The sequence below is a fragment of the Novosphingobium aeonii genome (assembly GCF_052279045.1).
In the GTDB taxonomy this organism is placed as follows: domain Bacteria; phylum Pseudomonadota; class Alphaproteobacteria; order Sphingomonadales; family Sphingomonadaceae; genus Novosphingobium.
Window position 1 is genome coordinate 222,263 of sequence record NZ_CP176832.1, and the last position, 16,979, is coordinate 239,241.

18 protein-coding genes are annotated in these 16,979 nt (G+C 65.7%); 8 read left to right on the plus strand and 10 right to left on the minus strand.

Annotated elements, in window-relative coordinates; all coding sequences use genetic code 11:
• Positions 1-64 precede the first annotated feature (64 nt).
• Positions 65-1,360 carry an acetyl-CoA hydrolase/transferase family protein gene (locus ACLIMP_RS01180; RefSeq protein ID WP_324696986.1) on the plus strand — a complete coding sequence of 432 codons (1,296 nt, stop codon included), beginning with the start codon at positions 65-67 and terminating at the stop codon, positions 1,358-1,360.
• Between the two features lie 53 nt (positions 1,361-1,413).
• Positions 1,414-1,503 carry a hypothetical protein gene (locus ACLIMP_RS01185; protein WP_324699082.1) on the plus strand — a complete coding sequence of 30 codons (90 nt, stop codon included), beginning with the start codon at positions 1,414-1,416 and terminating at the stop codon, positions 1,501-1,503.
• A gap of 56 nt (positions 1,504-1,559) precedes the next feature.
• On the opposite strand, the gene ACLIMP_RS01190 is transcribed toward ACLIMP_RS01185, so the two are convergent.
• A complete protein-coding gene (locus tag ACLIMP_RS01190; RefSeq protein ID WP_054439468.1) occupies positions 1,560-2,819 on the minus strand; it encodes an aspartate kinase in 1,260 nt (419 codons plus the stop codon).
• Between the two features lie 83 nt (positions 2,820-2,902).
• Here ACLIMP_RS01190 and ubiG point away from each other — a divergent pair, with 83 nt between their 5' ends.
• Positions 2,903-3,652: a bifunctional 2-polyprenyl-6-hydroxyphenol methylase/3-demethylubiquinol 3-O-methyltransferase UbiG gene (gene ubiG / locus ACLIMP_RS01195; protein WP_054439467.1), complete on the plus strand. Its 750-nt coding sequence runs from the start codon at positions 2,903-2,905 to the stop codon at positions 3,650-3,652.
• A gap of 37 nt (positions 3,653-3,689) precedes the next feature.
• Here ubiG and ACLIMP_RS01200 read toward each other — a convergent pair whose 3' ends face one another.
• The 4 genes from ACLIMP_RS01200 to ACLIMP_RS01215 are packed head-to-tail and all read right to left on the minus strand — an operon-like array spanning position 3,690 to position 5,473.
• Positions 3,690-4,205, minus strand: coding sequence for an ATP-binding protein (locus ACLIMP_RS01200; protein ID WP_324696988.1), 516 nt, complete (start codon positions 4,203-4,205; stop codon positions 3,690-3,692).
• Positions 4,202-4,768 carry a nicotinamide riboside transporter PnuC gene (gene pnuC, locus ACLIMP_RS01205; RefSeq protein ID WP_054439466.1) on the minus strand — a complete coding sequence of 189 codons (567 nt, stop codon included), beginning with the start codon at positions 4,766-4,768 and terminating at the stop codon, positions 4,202-4,204. The genes ACLIMP_RS01200 and pnuC overlap by 4 nt, the downstream gene beginning before the upstream one ends.
• A 47-nt stretch (positions 4,769-4,815) precedes the next feature.
• Entirely contained in the window at positions 4,816-5,163 is a 348-nt protein-coding gene (locus ACLIMP_RS01210) for an ArsC family reductase (RefSeq protein WP_324696991.1), read from the minus strand.
• A gap of 4 nt (positions 5,164-5,167) precedes the next feature.
• Complete coding sequence (locus ACLIMP_RS01215; protein ID WP_054439462.1) at positions 5,168-5,473, minus strand: antibiotic biosynthesis monooxygenase family protein; 306 nt, start codon at positions 5,471-5,473, stop codon at positions 5,168-5,170.
• 181 nt (positions 5,474-5,654) lie between these two features.
• Between ACLIMP_RS01215 and aroC the strand changes: the two genes are divergently transcribed.
• Complete coding sequence (gene aroC, locus ACLIMP_RS01220) at positions 5,655-6,722, plus strand: chorismate synthase (RefSeq protein ID WP_054439460.1); 1,068 nt, start codon at positions 5,655-5,657, stop codon at positions 6,720-6,722.
• Positions 6,723-6,740: 18 nt separating this feature from the next.
• Here the strand turns inward: aroC and ACLIMP_RS01225 are convergent, their stop codons facing one another.
• Together ACLIMP_RS01225 and ACLIMP_RS01230 are read right to left on the minus strand one after the other, a co-directional pair.
• Positions 6,741-8,423 (minus strand): sulfatase-like hydrolase/transferase, encoded by a 1,683-nt coding sequence (locus tag ACLIMP_RS01225; protein WP_443478002.1) that lies wholly within the window; start codon positions 8,421-8,423, stop codon positions 6,741-6,743.
• A 128-nt stretch (positions 8,424-8,551) separates the two neighbouring features.
• Positions 8,552-8,926: a hypothetical protein gene (locus ACLIMP_RS01230; RefSeq protein ID WP_185998549.1), complete on the minus strand. Its 375-nt coding sequence runs from the start codon at positions 8,924-8,926 to the stop codon at positions 8,552-8,554.
• A gap of 198 nt (positions 8,927-9,124) precedes the next feature.
• Between ACLIMP_RS01230 and ahpC the strand changes: the two genes are divergently transcribed.
• Positions 9,125-9,691 carry an alkyl hydroperoxide reductase subunit C gene (ahpC, locus tag ACLIMP_RS01235; RefSeq protein WP_054439453.1) on the plus strand — a complete coding sequence of 189 codons (567 nt, stop codon included), beginning with the start codon at positions 9,125-9,127 and terminating at the stop codon, positions 9,689-9,691.
• 147 nt (positions 9,692-9,838) lie between these two features.
• Positions 9,839-11,428, plus strand: coding sequence for an alkyl hydroperoxide reductase subunit F (gene ahpF, locus ACLIMP_RS01240; protein ID WP_324696997.1), 1,590 nt, complete (start codon positions 9,839-9,841; stop codon positions 11,426-11,428).
• Between the two features lie 125 nt (positions 11,429-11,553).
• On the opposite strand, the gene ACLIMP_RS01245 is transcribed toward ahpF, so the two are convergent.
• The 3 genes from ACLIMP_RS01245 to ACLIMP_RS01255 all read right to left on the minus strand — a co-directional run bounded on the left by ACLIMP_RS01245 (position 11,554) and on the right by ACLIMP_RS01255 (position 14,237).
• Positions 11,554-12,129: a Smr/MutS family protein gene (locus ACLIMP_RS01245; RefSeq protein ID WP_324696999.1), complete on the minus strand. Its 576-nt coding sequence runs from the start codon at positions 12,127-12,129 to the stop codon at positions 11,554-11,556.
• Between the two features lie 7 nt (positions 12,130-12,136).
• Positions 12,137-13,387: a murein transglycosylase A gene (mltA, locus tag ACLIMP_RS01250; RefSeq protein ID WP_324697001.1), complete on the minus strand. Its 1,251-nt coding sequence runs from the start codon at positions 13,385-13,387 to the stop codon at positions 12,137-12,139.
• Positions 13,388-13,538: 151 nt separating this feature from the next.
• Positions 13,539-14,237, minus strand: a complete 699-nt coding sequence (locus ACLIMP_RS01255; RefSeq protein WP_054439449.1) for a Tim44/TimA family putative adaptor protein — start codon at positions 14,235-14,237, stop codon at positions 13,539-13,541.
• Between the two features lie 330 nt (positions 14,238-14,567).
• Between ACLIMP_RS01255 and secB the strand changes: the two genes are divergently transcribed.
• Together secB and murJ are read left to right on the plus strand one after the other, a co-directional pair.
• The gene (secB, locus tag ACLIMP_RS01260; RefSeq protein WP_054439447.1) at positions 14,568-15,080 is read left to right on the plus strand and encodes a protein-export chaperone SecB; all 513 of its coding nucleotides are present in this window, start codon (positions 14,568-14,570) and stop codon (positions 15,078-15,080) included.
• A 159-nt stretch (positions 15,081-15,239) separates the two neighbouring features.
• The gene (murJ, locus tag ACLIMP_RS01265; protein WP_054439445.1) at positions 15,240-16,811 is read left to right on the plus strand and encodes a murein biosynthesis integral membrane protein MurJ; all 1,572 of its coding nucleotides are present in this window, start codon (positions 15,240-15,242) and stop codon (positions 16,809-16,811) included.
• Positions 16,812-16,979 lie beyond the last annotated feature (168 nt).

Here is a 16,979-nt window from a genome sequence, read left to right on the forward strand (position 1 = left end):
CCCCTTCGGCGAGCCGAATGGCACACCCGATCCTGCAAGCATAATATCAAAAAAGAGTGGGATCATGGACGCTGGGCAAATCTACGCGGCGAAGCTGACGACGGCCGACCGGGCAGTCATGGCCATCGAAAGCGACAGCGACCTGGCGATGGGCATGGCGGTGGGCGAACCACCCGCGATCCTCGCCGCCCTTGCACGCCGGGCCGAGGCGGGAAAGCTGAGCGACTTGCGCGTCTGGTATCTGCTTTCGCAGGTCCATTCCGGATCGACGATCCTGCGCCGCGAACTGCTTGCCCGCATCCGCCCCCGGTGCCTGTTCATGAGCGGTGTCGAGCGGGCGCTGATCAAGGCCGATCCCGCCGCCGAAGCGCTGATAGACTTCGTGCCATGCGCCTTCAGCGGCTCGCCCCGGCTGCTGCGTGACGAGATCGAACTCGATGCCTGCGTGCTTGCCGTATCGCCGATGGACGAGAACGGCTTCTTCAGCTTCGGCGCCGCGAACGATTACACCTCGGTCGCCGCGCATTGCGCCAGGACGGTGATCGTGGAGGTGAACCCGGCGATGCCGCGCGTCGCCTGCTCGACCCCGCTCCATGTCTCGCAAGTCTCGGCCATCGTCGAGAATCACGTGCCGCTGCTTTCGTTCGGCGCGGCGGCCGGCTCCCCCGAAGACGAGGCCATCGCCGCCCTGATCGCCGAGATGATCGACGACGGTGCCTGCCTGCAGATGGGCATCGGCAATCTCCCCGCCGCCGTCTGTCGCCGTATCGAGGACCGCCGCGATCTTGGCATCCACACCGAGCTGCTCACCCCCGCCATGGCCGGACTGGTCCACTCCGGCGCGGTCTCCAACCGCCTCAAGACGACGCATCCGGGCCGCAGCGTCTATTCCTTCGCGATGGGCGACGAGCCGTTCTACCGCTGGATGGACGGCAATCCGCAAGTCTACTCGCTGCCGGTGGACGTGGTGAACGACGCTTCGGAGATCGCCCGCAACGACAATGTCGTCTCCGTCAATGCAACGATCCAGGTCGACCTGCACGGCGCCTGCAATTCGGAATTCATGGGCGGCCGCCAATATTCCGCCGCAGGTGGCCAGCTGGACTTCGTGCGCGGTGCAAGCGCATCGAAAGGCGGCGTCTCGATCATCGCCTGCCGCTCCACCGCCCAAGGCGGCACGGTCAGCCGCATCGTGCCGAAGCTGGACGGCCCTGTCACGACACCGCGCAACGATGTGCACTGGATCGTCACCGAACACGGCGCCGCCAACTTGCGGGGCAAGACCCTGCGCGAACGGGCGGAATTGCTGATCGGACTGGCGGACCCGAAGTTCCGCGACGAATTGGCGAGAGGACTCTAGGCGGCGATCTTCCCGGTTTCGAGGAAGCCTCGCGGCTGCTCTTTGCTGGCAAGCTGGCGGAACTGGCCGCAGCGCTCGCCCCATGGCCAGCCGACTTGCGCGATCATCTGCTGGAGCTGGCCCAGCTCCGCGCCGAGGACTGATACGAAAAAGGCGGCGCTCGCCGCGCCGCCTTTTCCTGTTCGATCTGTGCGGCCGGTCAGGCGGCAGCGTCGAGCCCGTATGCGGTGTGCAGCACGCGCACCGCCAGTTCGGTCTCGTCCGTGTCGATCAGGACCGAAACCTTGATCTCGCTGGTCGAGATGGCGATGATGTTGATCCCGCGATCGGCCAGCGTCTTGAACATGGTCGAGGCGACACCGGCGTGGCTGCGCATGCCTACACCGACGACGCTGATCTTCGCGACATTGCTGTCGGCGATCATGCGGTAGTAGCCGATCGTCTCCTTGCGCTCTTCCAGCAGCGCCTGCGCACGAACGAGGTCGGCCTGCGGCACCGTGAAGGTGACGTCGGTCTCGCCCTTGTCCTTGGCGACGTTCTGGATGATCATGTCGACGTTGATGTTCGATTCCGCGAGCGGCGCGAAGATTGCCGCCACGGCGCCGGGACGGTCGGGCACGCGGGTCAGCGTGACCTTGGCTTCGTTCTTGTCGGCGGCGATGCCGGTGATCAGCTGGCGTTCCATGTCGCTTCCTTCCAGTTCTTCGTCGCTCACGATCATCGTGCCGGGCAGGGTATCGGCGGCGGGCGCGTTCTCGTCGATGAACGAGGACAGCACCTGGACGCGCACCTTTTCCTTCATGGCCAGCGAGACGGAGCGGGTCTGCAGGACCTTCGAACCGACAGAGGCCAGTTCGAGCATTTCTTCATAAGTGACCAGCGGCAGCTTGCGCGCCTTGGCCACGATACGCGGGTCGGTGGTGTAGACGCCGTCGACATCGGTGTAGATGTCGCAGCGGTCGGCCTTGACCGCCGCCGCCACGGCAACCGCCGAGGTATCCGAACCGCCGCGGCCGAGCGTGGTGATGCGGCCATCGGGCGAAACGCCCTGGAAACCGGGGATCACCGCAATCTCGCCGGCAGCCATCGAGGCCAGCAGGGCGTCGGAATCGAAGTCCTCGATGCGCGCCTTGGCGTGGGCATCGTCGGTCTTGATCGGCAGTTGCCAGCCGAGCCACGAACGCGCCTTGCAGCCCATCGCCTGAAGCGTGAGCGCCAACAGGCCCGAAGTGACCTGTTCACCCGCGGCGACGACCACGTCATATTCCGCCGGATCGTAGAGGGCATTGGCTTCGCGGCAGAAGTTCACGAGGCGGTCGGTCTCGCCGGCCATGGCCGATACGACGACGGCGACTTCGTGGCCCGCTTCCTGCTGGCGTTTTACAATGCCCGCCACGCGCCGGATTCGCTCGGTTCCGGCCATCGAAGTGCCGCCGAATTTCATCACGATACGTGCCAAGGTGCCACTGCTCCCCGTCGGTTTGTGCGCAGAGAAAGGATGCGCGTGTGGATAAGAGTCGGGCGCGCTGTTAGGAGGGAGCGATGAACAATGCAACTGCTTCGAACACGCCTTCTCGCGCAACAATCGATCCGAAAGAGGCTGCTCACTTCGGTTCGCTGGCGGCGGAATGGTGGGATCCCAAGGGTTCCTCGGCCATGCTGCACAAGCTGAACCCGGTGCGCCTTGGCTTTATCCGCGCCGAGATCGACCGGCACTTCTCCACCGACTCGCGCATGCTGCGCCCGCTTTCGGGCAAACGCGCGCTCGACGCGGGCTGCGGCGCGGGCCTGCTGTGCGAACCCCTTGCCCGTCTGGGCGCGGCGGTGACGGGTGTGGATGCGGCCGCCGAAAACATCGCGGCGGCCAGCGCCCACGCCGCGGCGATGGGGCTTCCCATCGATTATCGCCACGGTGAACTGGGCGCGCTCGGCCTCTCCGGCTTCGACCTCGTCTGCTCGCTGGAAGTGATCGAGCACGTTACCGACAAGGCACTGTTCATCGGCCAGCTCGCAGATGCGCTGGCGGACGACGGGCTGATGTTCCTTTCCTGCCCCAACCGCACCCCGGCCTCGCGCCTGCTGCTGGTCGAGGCGGCGGAACGGCTGGGCAAAGTCCCGCGCGGCACGCACGACTGGAAGGAATTCGCCACGCCCGACGAATTGCGCGATCTTGCGGATGGCGCCGGGCTGGTGCTCGGCGAGCCGAGAGGCATCGCCTGGTCGCCGACGGCGGGGCTGCACCTGTCGGACGATCTGTCGCTGAATTTCATTGCCACAGCGCGGAAGAAATAAGGAATCAGGCAGGGGCCATCGCCCCTGCACCCTGTTGCTACCAAGGGCGCGCGTCAGGCTTTCCTATGCCCTCGATAACCGCCCGGGCCTGCGCCTCGCGCTCCTGCCACGAACCGCCGATCCGCGAGAACGGCACCCCGGCCCGCACCAGCATCTCCTCCGCCAGGGCGGCAAAATGCGCGCGCCTCTCGTCCGAGCCGAAGAACCGCGTGCCATCGTCCCGCCACGGAACGTCCGGCGCGAACAGAAGGTAATGGTCCGCCTTGGGATAGCGAAAAAGCACATCCGGCACTTCCCCGAACAACATCTGCGCCCATGCGGCGGTCATGAGCTGATCGGTGTCGAACAGGAGCACAGGAGGGCGGGCCGCCATGGCCTTTCGGTTTGCCTCGGCCTGTCCCTCGGCAATGGCGAAAAGGTCCGCCATCGTCAGGTCCGTGCCGTTTTCCTCGCAATACATGCGGCCGTATTCCGGCACCCAGGGATAGCCCAGCCGCTCGGCCAGCACCGACTTGCCGGTGCTTTCCGCGCCGTGGAGGCAAACGGTGATCATGCGGCTTCGGCTTTCTCCGCCGCGATCCATTCGCGCAGGCCCAGCACCGACATCGCCAGCAACACCACGTAGAGCGCGGCTGTCGGCCACAATTCCTTGTAGAGGTAGACCCCGATCGAAGCCACGTCGATCGCGATCCACAGCACCCAGTTCTCGATACGGCGGAAACCGAGCAGGATCTGCGCGGCGATGCTGGCTCCGGCAATGGCGGAATCCGCATAAGGCAGCGAGGCGTCGGTGAACTTGTGCATCACCCAGCCGAGGTTGAGCGCGAGCGCGGCCGTTCCCATCACCCAGAGCAGCCGCGCAAAATTCCCCAGGCGGCGCACCGGCACCCGGCTTTCACCGCCGCCCGCGCGCACCCACAGCACCCAGCCCCAGATCTGCGCGGCAAAGAAGAAGACCTGCAGCCCTGCCTCGCCGTAAAGTTTCGCATCCCAGAACACCAGGAAGTAGAGCGCGACCATGGCCATGCCGAACGGGTAATTCCACACGCTGCGCCGCACGAGGAGCGCGATATTGGCAAGGCCCAGTGCCGCCGCCGCCCATTCGATCGGATTCATCGCGATGCTTCAGCCGTTCTGCCTGATGGTCATGAGCGCCGGCGCCGTCAGCCGAGCGCCGCTTCCCATTCGGATTCCTTGAAGCCGACCAGCAACCCGCCGGAAAGCTCGACCACCGGCCGCTTGATGCAGCTGGGATTGGCGGCCATGATCGCAACCGCCCTGGCCGCATCGATATCGGCCTTGTCGGCATCAGGCAGCTTCCGGAAAGTAGTCCCGGCCCGATTCAGCAGCTTTTCCCAACCGACCTGAGCCACCCACTTCTGAAGCAGGGCCGCATCCGCGCCTTCCTTCTTGTAGTCATGGAAGGTGTAGTCTGCGCCTCGTGCCTCAAGCCACTTCCGCGCTTTCTTGACGGTGTCGCAGTTGGGGATGCCGTAGAATTCGAGGCTCACGTCGTCACGTCCTTCGGAAGTGGGATACCCGCGGCGAATCGCAGGTGAACAGGGTGTAGCTCTCGTAGTAGCCTTCCCGCCCGCGCTTTTGCACGACGATATGTTCGGCATGGCGGGCCCAGCCGCGCGCGGAAGGTTCGTCATCCCATTCGGACATCGCGATCACTTCGCCGTCGTCGCTCACGTAGCTCTTGAAGGAGATGAAGCCCGGCTGCTGCCGTGCAAGCACTTCCATATGGTCGGCGTCGGCCACATAGGCCTCCGCGTCGATGTCGGTGCGTTTGCGGTTACGGAAAACGACAAGAAACATGGCAGACCCTGTTGTTCAATTTTGACCGCTCCTAGCGCCGACCGTTCGCGCCGGACAAGCGCAGGAACAACCGCTTCCGCTGAAATTCCGGTCATGCACCCATAACGGGACGATCCGCGCGCATGCTTCTGTCGCGCGCGCGAGGCTGGACAAACCGATGCTTGCGCGACAAAGCGCCCGGATGAGCGTGAACACCTTCGGACGCCTGCTGCGTTTCACCACCTGGGGCGAAAGCCATGGGCCGGCCATCGGCGCCGTCGTCGACGGGTGCCCGCCGGGCCTCGCCATCGACGAGAGCGTGATCCAGCCCTTCCTCGACGCGCGGCGCCCCGGCCAGTCGAAATTCACCACGCAGCGACAGGAGCCGGACCAGGTCCGCATCCTTTCCGGCGTGTTCGAAGGCAAGACCACCGGCACTCCGATCTCGCTGATGATCGAGAACGTGGACCAGCGCTCGAAGGACTATTCCGAGGTCGCCAAGGCCTATCGCCCCGGCCATGCCGACTACGCCTATGACGCCAAGTACGGTTTCCGCGATTATCGCGGCGGCGGCCGCAGCTCCGCGCGCGAAACCGCCAGCCGCGTGGCGGCGGGCGGCGTGGCACGGCTGGTGATCCCGGAAGCGACGATCCTTGCCTATGTCTCCGAGATCGGCGGCGATGCCATCGATATGGCGAACTTCGACGCGGCCGAGATCGGCAACAACCCGTTCTTCTGCCCCGACGCGGAGGCTGCGAAGCGCTGGGAGAAGATCGTCGACGATGCGCGCCTTGCCGGTTCCTCGGTGGGCGCGGTGGTGGAATGTGTCGCCACCGGCGTTCCCGCCGGCTGGGGCGCGCCGCTCTACGGCAAGCTCGATGCAGACCTTGCCGCCGCCATGATGGGCATCAACGCGGTAAAGGGCGTGGAAATCGGCGACGGTTTCGCCGCCGCGCGCCTCACCGGCGAGCAGAACGCCGACCCGATGCACCCCGGCGCGAATGGCCCCGAATTCAGCGCCAATCACGCGGGCGGCATTGCCGGCGGGATTTCCACCGGCCAGCCGGTGCTGGTGCGCGTGGCCTTCAAGCCGACCAGTTCGATCCTGACGCCGCAGCCCACGATCAACCGCGAAGGCGAAGCGACCGAGCTGTTCACCAAGGGGCGTCACGACCCCTGCGTCGGCATTCGCGGGGTTCCCGTGGTCGAGGCGATGATGGCGCTGGTGCTGGCGGACCACAAGCTTCTGCACCGCGGACAGTGTGGCTGAAGCCGGGCTGTCCGCCCGTCACTTCGCCGCCGTGTAGTCGGACTGCGGCGGCGCAATCACGCTGGCCACGTCCATGTCGCGAAAGCCGGGCGGCTTTCCCAGCAGCGGGGCGAAGTCGACATTGTAGGCGAAGCGGTCGTGCCCGGCCTCGTCCAGCGGCAGGCCATAGCGGGGGCGAAGCGCATCGCGATCGTAGCCCATCAGCACGAGCAGCGTGGGAAAGATGCGGAACGCGCTCGACCGGTTGCGGTTGGCGGCCAGATGGCGTGACCAGTCCAGCCGGGAAGGCCCGGACTTTCCGATAATCACGAGCGGCACCAGCCCCTCTTCCTGCGCTGCATTTTCGGCGCCGCAATGGGTGTTGTTTCCGGGGTTGCCCCGTTCGTGCAGGTCCTGCCCATGGTCGGACGTATAGACGATCGCGGCATTCCCCACCCCCGGCGCCGCCAGCAGCCGGTCGAAGAATGTGCCCACGTTCCAGTCCACGGTGTTGCGATAGGAATTGCGGTAGCGGACCCATTCGCCGGGCGTGCCGCCGAACCCTGCACGGTCGCTGGTCCAGGACAGCAGCGTCCCGCCTCCTTGCGGCAGGATCGGACGGTATCGGGCTTTCCCCGCCGGAAACTTGTCGGCAATCGGGAAATGCGCGCCGACCTTGTTCACATAGATGAATTCCCGGAGCCCGTTATTGACGTGAGCGGCCAGAACCTGGGCTATCCGCATGTCCCGGTCCGCCGCCGGCACCCCGTCGAACTGCACGAATTCGGCAATTTCCCGCCGCTCCTTCGCCGTCATCATGTTCTGGAGGTGGCCGCCGTTCGACTGGCCGTCGATGTAGACGGTGCGAAGACCGGCCGCTTTCGCATAGCTCCAGATCGAGGGCCAGCTGGCCAGCGCTTCCCGGTAGGTGTCGGGCGTTCCCCCGAAGCGCAGCACGGCATTGGAATTGGCGCTGCACTTGTGGATCGCGGCGGCATAGCCGAAATTGGTGATGCGCAGGCCCGCCCGCTCCTCGGCAAGGCCGCTGCGCACGCCTGACGGGTTGTCGATATCGAGGTAATTGCCCGCGATGCTCTCGTCCACGATCAGCACGATGTCCTGCGCAAGCGGCGCATCGGGACGCGGCAAGGCCGGCGCCGCGCGGGGCTTGGGCACGGAAGCGATCGCTTCCCCGGCCATCAGCCCCGCGAACGCGATCGAGGGATAGGCAGGCGGCAAGGCCCTGGAACCCTCGCCGCCGCGAACGAACAGCAAGGTCGCCAGCACGCAGAGCGCCAGCAGCGGAACCGGAACGCCCCAGCGCAGCGGCACCCGCCACCGCCTGGGCGGCAGGGCCACGCCCAGGAACAGCAGCAAGGCCGCCCCCATCGCCCGCGCCATCGTCGCACTGTGCTGGGCAACGGCGTGGTCGATCTGTCCGGCGGCGTTGTAGAGGTTGACGAAGGACTGGTAGGTCATCGGCCCCGCCGTCGTCCATTCGAACGAAAGCTGGAAGTGCGATGCCGCTGCAAACAGCGCCGCCAGCGCTATCCGCACCGAGTGCCGTCCGATGAAAGCCGAAGCCAGCAGGCCCACCGCAAGCATTGCATAGAGCGCCGCAAAAACGAACAGCAACGCGGCCCCGGGCGCGGAACTGAAACGCTCTACCACAGACTCATAATCGCAGAGCAGATAGACGATTATAAGAAAGACCTTGAACATTCCGCCCTACGTATTCCCCCACTTGGGGGTTCGTAACATCCTGTTCAAAGTTGTGGAATTGGTAAACTCCGGACTTTTCGCGCAAAATCCCTGAATATCGCCTTTGCGAACGCCCGGCGACCCACCGTTTACTGGAACTGGCTGTCCGTCAGCGGTTTTGTCCGCGCTTCCAGCCTGCCTTCGCCCCGATAGACGAGCGAACAGCTCGCAGATCCGGCACAGAACCGGTGTACCGGGGCCAGCGCGTTTTCGGCGTAGCGATAGGTCAGCCCGCCTTGCGTGATTTCCAGACCGGAAATGTCGCGCATGCGGTGCTCGCGGGCGAGCAGCACCGCGCGGTCATGCGAGACGGGCGCCCAGACCGACCACTGATCGTAAAGGCGATGGTGATAGCGGAACGTCACATCCTCGGGCGCGCGGTTATCCAGCGAAGTGGGCCATGAGTCGCAGGCGCCCAGCGACGCGCAGGCCGCCAGGAGCAGCGCAAGTCGTATCGTTTTCATGGCCTGCTGTTGCCCGATTTGCCGCAGCGCCGCACGGGTTTTCGCAGTGCCGCGCGCTTTATCGGCAGAAACGTTCAGTCCACCGCAACTGATCGGTCATTCCGATCAAGGCAATCGGATCAACGCCCTACACAACGTCACACGGGCAGCCTATCTCCCTCCTCGAACTTCAACACCCAATCGAGGGAGATCATATCCATGGGTATCGTCGGCAGCCAGATCAAGCCGTTCAAGAACACCGCTTTCCAGGCAGGCAAGGACTTCTTCGACGTCACCGAAGCAGACATCGCCGGCAAGTGGGCTGTGTTCTTCTTCTACCCCGCTGACTTCACCTTCGTCTGCCCCACCGAACTGGAAGACCTCGGCGAGCAGTACGAAACCCTCCAGGGCCTCGGCGTCGAAGTCTACGGCGTTTCGACCGACACGCACTTCAGCCACAAGGCCTGGCACGACACCTCGGACAAGATCGGCAAGATCAAGTACGCGTTCCTCGGTGACCAGAACCACGCGCTGACCAACAACTTCGGCGTTCTGCGCGAAGGCGTTGGCCTGGCCGACCGCGCCACCTTCGTCGTCGATCCGGACGGCGTGATCCAGCTGGTCGAAATCACCCCCGAGGGCGTGGGCCGCAACGCGGTCGAACTCGTCCGCAAGATCAAGGCTGCCAAGTACTGGCGCGAGCACCCCGGCCAGGTCTGCCCGGCCAAGTGGGAAGAAGGCGCTGAAACGCTTGCTCCCTCGCTCGACCTCGTCGGCAAGCTCTAAGACACCCCGCGACACCCTTAGGGTCGCGTGAAGGTGCGCGGCCCGGGGCTTTCCCTCTCCCGGTGCCGCGCCCTCACGGCGCGGCCTCGCGGAACCGAAGCCCCGGCCGCCCCTTTTCCCAACGCATTTCCAAAGGACGCAAAGACCATGCTCGACGCCAACCTGAAGCAACAGCTCTCGCAATATCTCGCCATGCTGCGCGAGCCGATCGAGCTCGTCGCCTCTTTGGGCGACGATGCGAAATCCACCGAGACCCGCGAGCTGCTGACCGTGATCGCCTCGCTCTCGGACAAGGTCACCGCCACTTTCGACGGCGACGACAAGCGTCGCCCCAGCTTCATCATCCGCCGCGCGAGCGACGCCAGCGCCTGGGTGCGCTTCGCAGGGCTCCCGCTCGGCCATGAATTCACCTCGCTGGTCCTGGCCCTGCTCTGGGCCGGCGGCCATCCGCCCAAGGTTTCCGACGAGGCGCTCGAAATCGCCCGCGCCATCGAGGGCGAGCACGAGTTCGAGATGTACTTCTCGCTCTCCTGCCACAACTGCCCCGACGTCGTGCAGGCGCTGACCCTGCTCGCGCTCAACAACCCGCATGTGAACGCCACCCTGATCGAGGGCGGCACGTTCCAGGCGGAAGTCGAGGAACGCGGCGTCATGGCCGTTCCCGCCGTCTTCCTGAACGGGAAGATGTGGGGTTCGGGCAAGATGAGCATCGAGGAAATCCTCGCCAAGCTCGACACCGGCGCCGATGCCAAGGCCGCTGCCGTGCTCGCGGGCAAGAAGCCTTTCGAAGTGCTGGTCGTCGGCGGCGGCCCCGCCGGAGCCTCGGCCGCGATCTACACCGCGCGCAAGGGCTTCTCGACCGGCGTGGTCGCCGAACGTTTCGGCGGTCAGGTGCAGGACACCATGGGCATCGAGAACTTCATCTCGGTTCCCTATACCGAGGGCCCCAAGCTGGCGGCCGCACTGGAATCGCACGTCGCCGAATACGACATCGACGTGATGAACCTCCAGCGCGCCGAAAAGCTGATCCCCGCGAAGGAACTGGGCGGCTATCACGAGGTCGTCTTCGCCAATGGCGCCTCGCTCAAGGCCCGCAGCCTCGTGCTGACCACCGGCGCCCGCTGGCGGAACCTGGGCGTGCCGGGTGAGGCCGAGTACAAGAACAAGGGCGTGGCCTATTGCCCGCACTGCGACGGCCCGCTGTTCAAGGGCAAGCGCGTGGCGGTGATCGGCGGCGGCAACTCCGGCGTCGAAGCGGCGATCGACCTGGCCAACATCGTCGGCCACGTCACCCTGATCGAATTCGACAGCAAGCTGCGCGCCGACCAGGTCCTGGTCGACAAGCTCAGGTCGATGAAGAACGTGGTGATCCTCACCAGCGCCCAGACCATCGAGGTCGAAGGCGACGGGGACAAGGTCAATGCGCTGGTCTACAAGGATCGCGAAACCGGCGAGGAGCACAAGGTCGAGCTGGAGGGCGTGTTCGTCCAGATCGGACTGGTGCCCAACACCGAATGGCTCAAGGACTCCGGTGTCGAACTCACGAGCCGCGGCGAGATCGTGATCGACGACAAGGCGGCCACCAACCTGCCCGGTATCTTCGCGGCGGGTGACGTGACCACGGTGCCCTACAAGCAGATCATCATCGCCATGGGCGAAGGTTCGAAGGCGGCGCTTTCCGCGTTCGACTATCTGATCCGCAACGAGGCTCCCGCAGAGATCGCCCAGGCTGCCTGAGCTTTCCCGAGCGCGAAAAATGAAACGGGCGGAAAGTCGCAGGACTTCCGCCCGTTTTCATGTGCCCGGCGTCCCGAGCAGTCGGCATCGGCGCGGAGATGAACCCGCGAATCGATGGATCGCCGCTACTTGCGCTTCTTCAGCACCACGTAGATCGCACCCTGCCCGCCGTGCCGGCGATGCGCCCCCCGGATCGCCACGATGTCGTGCGCGTGTTCGCATGCGGCCAGCCAGTCGGTGATCTTGGCACGGATGGCACCCCGCGCGGTGCCGCGATCCGCCGCATCCACCGGACGCGGCTTGCCGGTGACGATCAGCACCACCCGCGCGCCCATCGCCTTGGCCTGGATGAGGCCGTGCATCAGCCGCACATAGGCCTGATCGAGGTTCGATCCGTGAAGGTCGAGGCTGAAATCAGGCGCAAGCGTGCCCTTGGAAATGCGCTTTTCCCACGAACCGTCCAGATTGACGGGTACATCGGGTTTCGCCTTCACCGGCGCGGGGCGCGGCGGCAATGGCGCGGGAATACGGCCCTTCACCTTCTTCGCAGGCGCCCCCACCGTCACCGCGACGACCGGCTTGGGCACGGAAACGGGCACCACGGGCACGGGCCTGCGTTTTTCGAGCGGCGTCACCGTCCGCGCGACTTGCGCCCAGATTTCCGCTTCTTCCGCCGTGAGGCGCCGTCCCGGCCGTCTCATGCCGGTGTCACCGCGCGCCGAGCCTCGCCAGCGTGCCATTGGGAACGAGGATCAGGGCCTCCCCACGTCCGCTCATGCCGCCGGCGGTCAGGCGCGCCTGCTCACCCGATCCCCAGAAGGTATCGAAGCGATTGGCGCCCTTGATTGCGCCGCCGGTATCCTGCGCGACCCACAATCCCGTCGCCTCGCGCCGGTCAAGCCGCAGCCACACAGGCGCACCCAGCGGCACGAATCGCGGATCGGTGGCCACCGAGGCATGGGCCCGAACCGGCACGCCCAGCGCGCCGAGCGGTCCATCGCCCTTGAGCTCCTTGAAGAACACCCAGGATTTGTTCTCGCGCATCAGCGCCTGACCGTCGCGCGGGTTGTCATGGATGTACTGGATGATGCCCTGCATCGAACCGGAATACTGCCCCGGCGCGGAGCCGACCAGCCCCCGGTCACGCATGACGCCGCCGATCCCGGTGTAGGGGAGGCCGTTCTGCCCCGCATAGCCGATGCGCATCACGCTGCCGTCAGGCGCGCGCAATCGGCCGGAACCCTGAACCTGGAGGAAGAAGAATTCGACCGGATCGGCGACCCAGGCAATCTCCAGCCCCTTGCCCGCCAGCACGCCCTGCTCGATCGCCGCGCGTTCGTAATAGGGCACGAACAGTCCGTTCCCGTCGTAGCGCCCCAGCGGCATGCGCCCGTTTGACGTCGGCGCCGCGTCACCCGCCTTGGCCCGCACGAGATCGCCCGGCATCGCATAGACAGGCACCGCATATCCCGGAACCGGCAGCCGCGATCCGGCGATTTCGGGTTCGTAATAACCGGTGGCGAAGCTTTTGCCGTCTCCGATGCGCGCGGTTTCGAAATAGCTCGCGAAGAACTGCGCGGCGGGCTTCGCGCCCCAGCTTGCGGCGGCGGCGCAGGCCTGCCGCCAGTCGGCCGGGCGGGTCAGCCCGCTGGCATCCTGACGCACGGTGACGCGCGGGCAGCTTTCACGGAACGAGGCAAGCGCGGCGGCGGCATCGGCAGCGCCGAGCGGCAGCGAGGAGACCGAAGGGCCTGCCTTCACCCCGGCCAGGATCGCACTGCCAGGTTGCGGCGGCGCGGGAGGCTTCGGAGCCGGGCGATGGACCGGCGGCTTTACCGGCGGACGCGAAGCGCCCTTGGGGCCTTCACCGGGGATCACCTGCACGCAGGCCGCCAGCAGTGCCGGCAGGACAAGTGCAGAAAAACGGCGCACCCGAAAACGCGGCTCCCGCCGCGACATGCTCCCTTCCTGCAAGATCGACCTCCCGAAAATCTTTGCGGCCCCGCGAATAACGACCGCCAACAGCACCGCCAAAAACAAGGCCGGACCTTTCGGCCCGGCCTTCCGATCCTTGAGAGATCATGCGTTGGAAATCAACCAGGTGGGTCGATCAACCCGCGTCGGTTTCGTCGAGCAGCCAGTCCGGACCGGACGAGTTGAGTGCGCGGCTGAACGTCCAGACGTCCACCGCCTCGATCGCATCGTCAAGCGAACCGGCGATGACATGGCCTTCGGCGTCCCGCGTCACGGCGGCGATATCCGAACGGAACCGCAGGGCGATCCGGGCATAGCCGTTATCGACACCTGCCGAGATGATCGCCACGTCCTCGATACGGATCAGGCGATTGTCCATGGTTTCGCCGGCGGCGAGGCGCGCGTCGATCGCGGCTGCGAAGCTGTCATAGACGTCACCGTCGCAAAGTGCACGAAGCTCGGCCTTGTCGCCCTTCCAGAACGATTCGAGAATCAGGCGATAGGCACCGCGTGCACCTTCGAGGAAGGCATAGGCATCGAAGCGGCGATCCACGTTCGAAATCTCGGCGAGGCCGCGTTCCACCGAAGGCGGAGCCAGCGGCATTTCGCGCAGGCGCTGGGGCTGACCGGCCCGACCGCGTTCGTCCGCCTTGGCATCGGGCTTGCCGTCTGCCTTGGGGGCGGAAACGCGCGGCGCACCGGGCTGGCCCTGGCGGCCTTCGAAGCGCCCCTGGATCGGCTCTTCCTCATGCTCGGCGCGGCGGCCGAGTACCGAATAGAGCCGCAGGCCAAGAAAGGCTGCGATCATGGCCAGGATCACGATTTCCGGTGTCACGTTCCTTTGTCCATCCTTGTGTTGGACGCTTCGGGGAGTGCGGCTGGAGGCTGGCTGCCTCTTCCGCCCAGGAGCGTCATCATAGACCCAGATAGGTACAGTTTACAAATGAACAACGCGTGAGCACGCGGATCTGGGCTTTTTTCGCCGATATGTTCGCCGTCACCGATCAACGCCCGCATGGCGAATCGGTTCCGTTCCTTCGCCGGGCCGTTTCGCCCGCCGTTATTTCGAACAATTTACGGCGGCTCGGGTGTTCCACCGGCCGCCAAAATGCTTTAGGCGCGCGGCCAGACTTTCATCCGTATTCTTTGCACGGGAACGAACCAAATGGCCGACGAAGGCAACGTCATCTCCGACATCAACCTCGGCAACGGCGAGGATTCCGCGCCCGCCGCCGGTATCATCTCGCAGTACGTCAAGGATCTCTCGGTCGAGAATCCGAACGCGCCGCAGAGCTTCACCTGGCAGGACCAGCCGCAGATCGACGTGCAGTTCAACATCGGCGCACGCCCGATCGACGCCGAAGTGCACGAAGTCGAACTGAAGATCACCTGCGCCTCGAAGGGCCCGCAGGGCACCGCATTCGCCGTCGAGCTGAGCTACTGCGCGCTGCTCGGCATGCGCAACCTCGACGAGGGCCAGGCGCACGCGTTCCTCTACGCCGAAGCCCCGCGCATCCTGTTCCCCTTCGCCCGCCGCGTCATCGCCGACGCCGTGCGCGATGCCGGCTTCCCGCCGCTGATGCTTGAGCCGATCGATTTCAACGGTCTCTACATCCAGCAGCTCCAGGCCCAGCAGCAGGCCGATGCCACCCAGGGCGAGCCTGTCGGCCACGCCTGACGGCCGGCCTGAACACCGGCAATCTGAAATGCGCATGGCGCGCATTCCTGCGACATCGGCCCGCGCCCCCCAAGGGGGACGTGGGCCGTTGGCGTATCTGACGGCCGCTTCATTCCCGATCGACGGGTCCGGCGGCACCTTCATGAAGGGTTCGAGGGCATGAACCTCACAAAGGCGCTGGCCAGTGTCGGCGGTCTCACTCTGGCCAGCCGCATACTCGGACTGGTGCGCGACAGCCTGTTCGCCCGCTTCGTCGGTGCGGGCTTCGCCTCCGATGCCTTCCTGATCGCCTTCCGCCTGCCCAACATGTTCCGCGCGCTGTTCGCCGAAGGCGCCTTCGCATCGGCCTTCATCCCGATGTTCAACCAGAAAGTCGCCGACAAGGAAGGGCCGGGCCTGCCCGCCGGGATCACTTTTGCCGAGCAGGCGCTGTCCGTGCTGCTGCCGGTGCTGCTGGCGATGACGCTGGTGCTGGAAGTCTTCGCCTGGCCGGTGACTTTCCTGCTTTCGGGCAAGTTCAACGGCGTCAGTCACGACCAGTTCGCCTTCGCCGTGCAGCTGAGCCGGCTCACGATCCCCTATCTCGCGCTCATCAGCCTCGTCTCGCTGCTGGGCGGCATCCTCAATTCGCTGAACAAGTTCTGGGTCAACGCCGCCGCGCCGATCCTGCTGAACCTGACGCTGATCGTCGCGCTGCTCGGCTTTCACTCCGCAGATGCGCTGGTGACCGCGCGCAACCAGGCGATCGGCGTCTCGGTTTCGGGCGCCTTGCAGCTGCTGTGGCTGGTCTGGGCCTGCCGCGCCAACGGCGTGTCGATGCGCCTGCGCATGCCGGTGTGGAATGCCGACGTGAAGCAGTTGATGAAACTGATCCTGCCGGCCGCCGCCGGAGCAGGCGCGGTGCAGATCAACCTCGTGATCTCGACCGCGCTGGCGGCCTCGCTGCTGGCGCACGGCTCGGTAACCTACATCTACATGGCGGACCGGCTGAACCAGCTTCCGCTCGGCCTGATCGGCATCGGCCTTGGCACCGTGCTGCTGCCCACGATCTCGCGCCAGCTCGGCGGCGGCGAGCATGCCGCGGCGATGGACACGCAGAACCGCGGCATGGAACTCGCCCTGCTGCTCACCCTGCCTGCCGCAGTCGCGCTGATCGTCTGCGGCCAGCCGATCGCCGCCGCCCTGTTCGGCTACGGCAAGTTCGATGCGAACGACGTCGCCCGCACCGCCGAGGCGCTTGCCGCCTTCTCGGTCGGCCTGCCCAGCTACATCCTCGTCAAAGTGCTGACCCCCGGCTTCTACGCCCGGCAGGACACGCGGACCCCGGTGCGCTACGCGATGATGTCGATGGTGGTGAACCTCGTCCTCAACCTCGCGCTGATCGTGCCGCTCCAGCACATGGGCCCGCCGCTGGCGACCGCCATCGCCTCCACCGCCAATGTCGCCATGCTTTACTGGACCCTGGTGAAGCGCGGCCATTTCCAGTCCGACGCCCGCCTCAAGCGCCGCGCCCCGCGCCTTGCGCTGGCCGCCGTGGCGATGGGCGTGGTGCTGTGGTTCGGACAGGACCTGCTGACCCCATACCTCCACGGGACATGGCTGGTGCGGGGTCTCGCCCTTGCCGCGCTCGTTTCGGCCGGCGGCGTGGTCTATGCGCTCGCAACCGTGGTGACCGGCGCCTTCACCCGCGACGATCTCGCGCTCCTGCGCCGCCGCCGCCCGGCTTCCTGAGGCTTCCATCCGTGTGCGACTATGCTATGAGCCCGGCCCATGCAGGACCTTTCGCACCCGAAGTCTGCCGAAACCCGTCGCCGTTCGTGGCGATGGCGGGCGACCACGCGCACCGCGCGCTGACCCCACCTGCATCCGCGCCTTACCCGGCGCACCCACGACATCCCT

What these genes read in the sequence shown, in the direction of transcription:
- ACLIMP_RS01180 (WP_324696986.1), top strand. Translation starts at nt 65, where the DNA reads ATGGACGCTGGGCAAATCTACGCGGCGAAGCTGACGACGGCCGACCGG.
- ubiG (WP_054439467.1), top strand. Translation starts at nt 2,903, where the DNA reads ATGAACAATGCAACTGCTTCGAACACGCCTTCTCGCGCAACAATCGAT.
- ACLIMP_RS01200 (WP_324696988.1), bottom strand. Translation starts at nt 4,205, where the DNA reads ATGATCACCGTTTGCCTCCACGGCGCGGAAAGCACCGGCAAGTCGGTG.
- pnuC (WP_054439466.1), bottom strand. Translation starts at nt 4,768, where the DNA reads ATGAATCCGATCGAATGGGCGGCGGCGGCACTGGGCCTTGCCAATATC.
- ACLIMP_RS01215 (WP_054439462.1), bottom strand. Translation starts at nt 5,473, where the DNA reads ATGTTTCTTGTCGTTTTCCGTAACCGCAAACGCACCGACATCGACGCG.
- aroC (WP_054439460.1), top strand. Translation starts at nt 5,655, where the DNA reads ATGAGCGTGAACACCTTCGGACGCCTGCTGCGTTTCACCACCTGGGGC.
- ACLIMP_RS01225 (WP_443478002.1), bottom strand. Translation starts at nt 8,423, where the DNA reads ATGTTCAAGGTCTTTCTTATAATCGTCTATCTGCTCTGCGATTATGAG.
- ACLIMP_RS01230 (WP_185998549.1), bottom strand. Translation starts at nt 8,926, where the DNA reads ATGAAAACGATACGACTTGCGCTGCTCCTGGCGGCCTGCGCGTCGCTG.
- ahpC (WP_054439453.1), top strand. Translation starts at nt 9,125, where the DNA reads ATGGGTATCGTCGGCAGCCAGATCAAGCCGTTCAAGAACACCGCTTTC.
- ahpF (WP_324696997.1), top strand. Translation starts at nt 9,839, where the DNA reads ATGCTCGACGCCAACCTGAAGCAACAGCTCTCGCAATATCTCGCCATG.
- ACLIMP_RS01245 (WP_324696999.1), bottom strand. Translation starts at nt 12,129, where the DNA reads ATGAGACGGCCGGGACGGCGCCTCACGGCGGAAGAAGCGGAAATCTGG.
- mltA (WP_324697001.1), bottom strand. Translation starts at nt 13,387, where the DNA reads ATGTCGCGGCGGGAGCCGCGTTTTCGGGTGCGCCGTTTTTCTGCACTT.
- secB (WP_054439447.1), top strand. Translation starts at nt 14,568, where the DNA reads ATGGCCGACGAAGGCAACGTCATCTCCGACATCAACCTCGGCAACGGC.
- murJ (WP_054439445.1), top strand. Translation starts at nt 15,240, where the DNA reads ATGAACCTCACAAAGGCGCTGGCCAGTGTCGGCGGTCTCACTCTGGCC.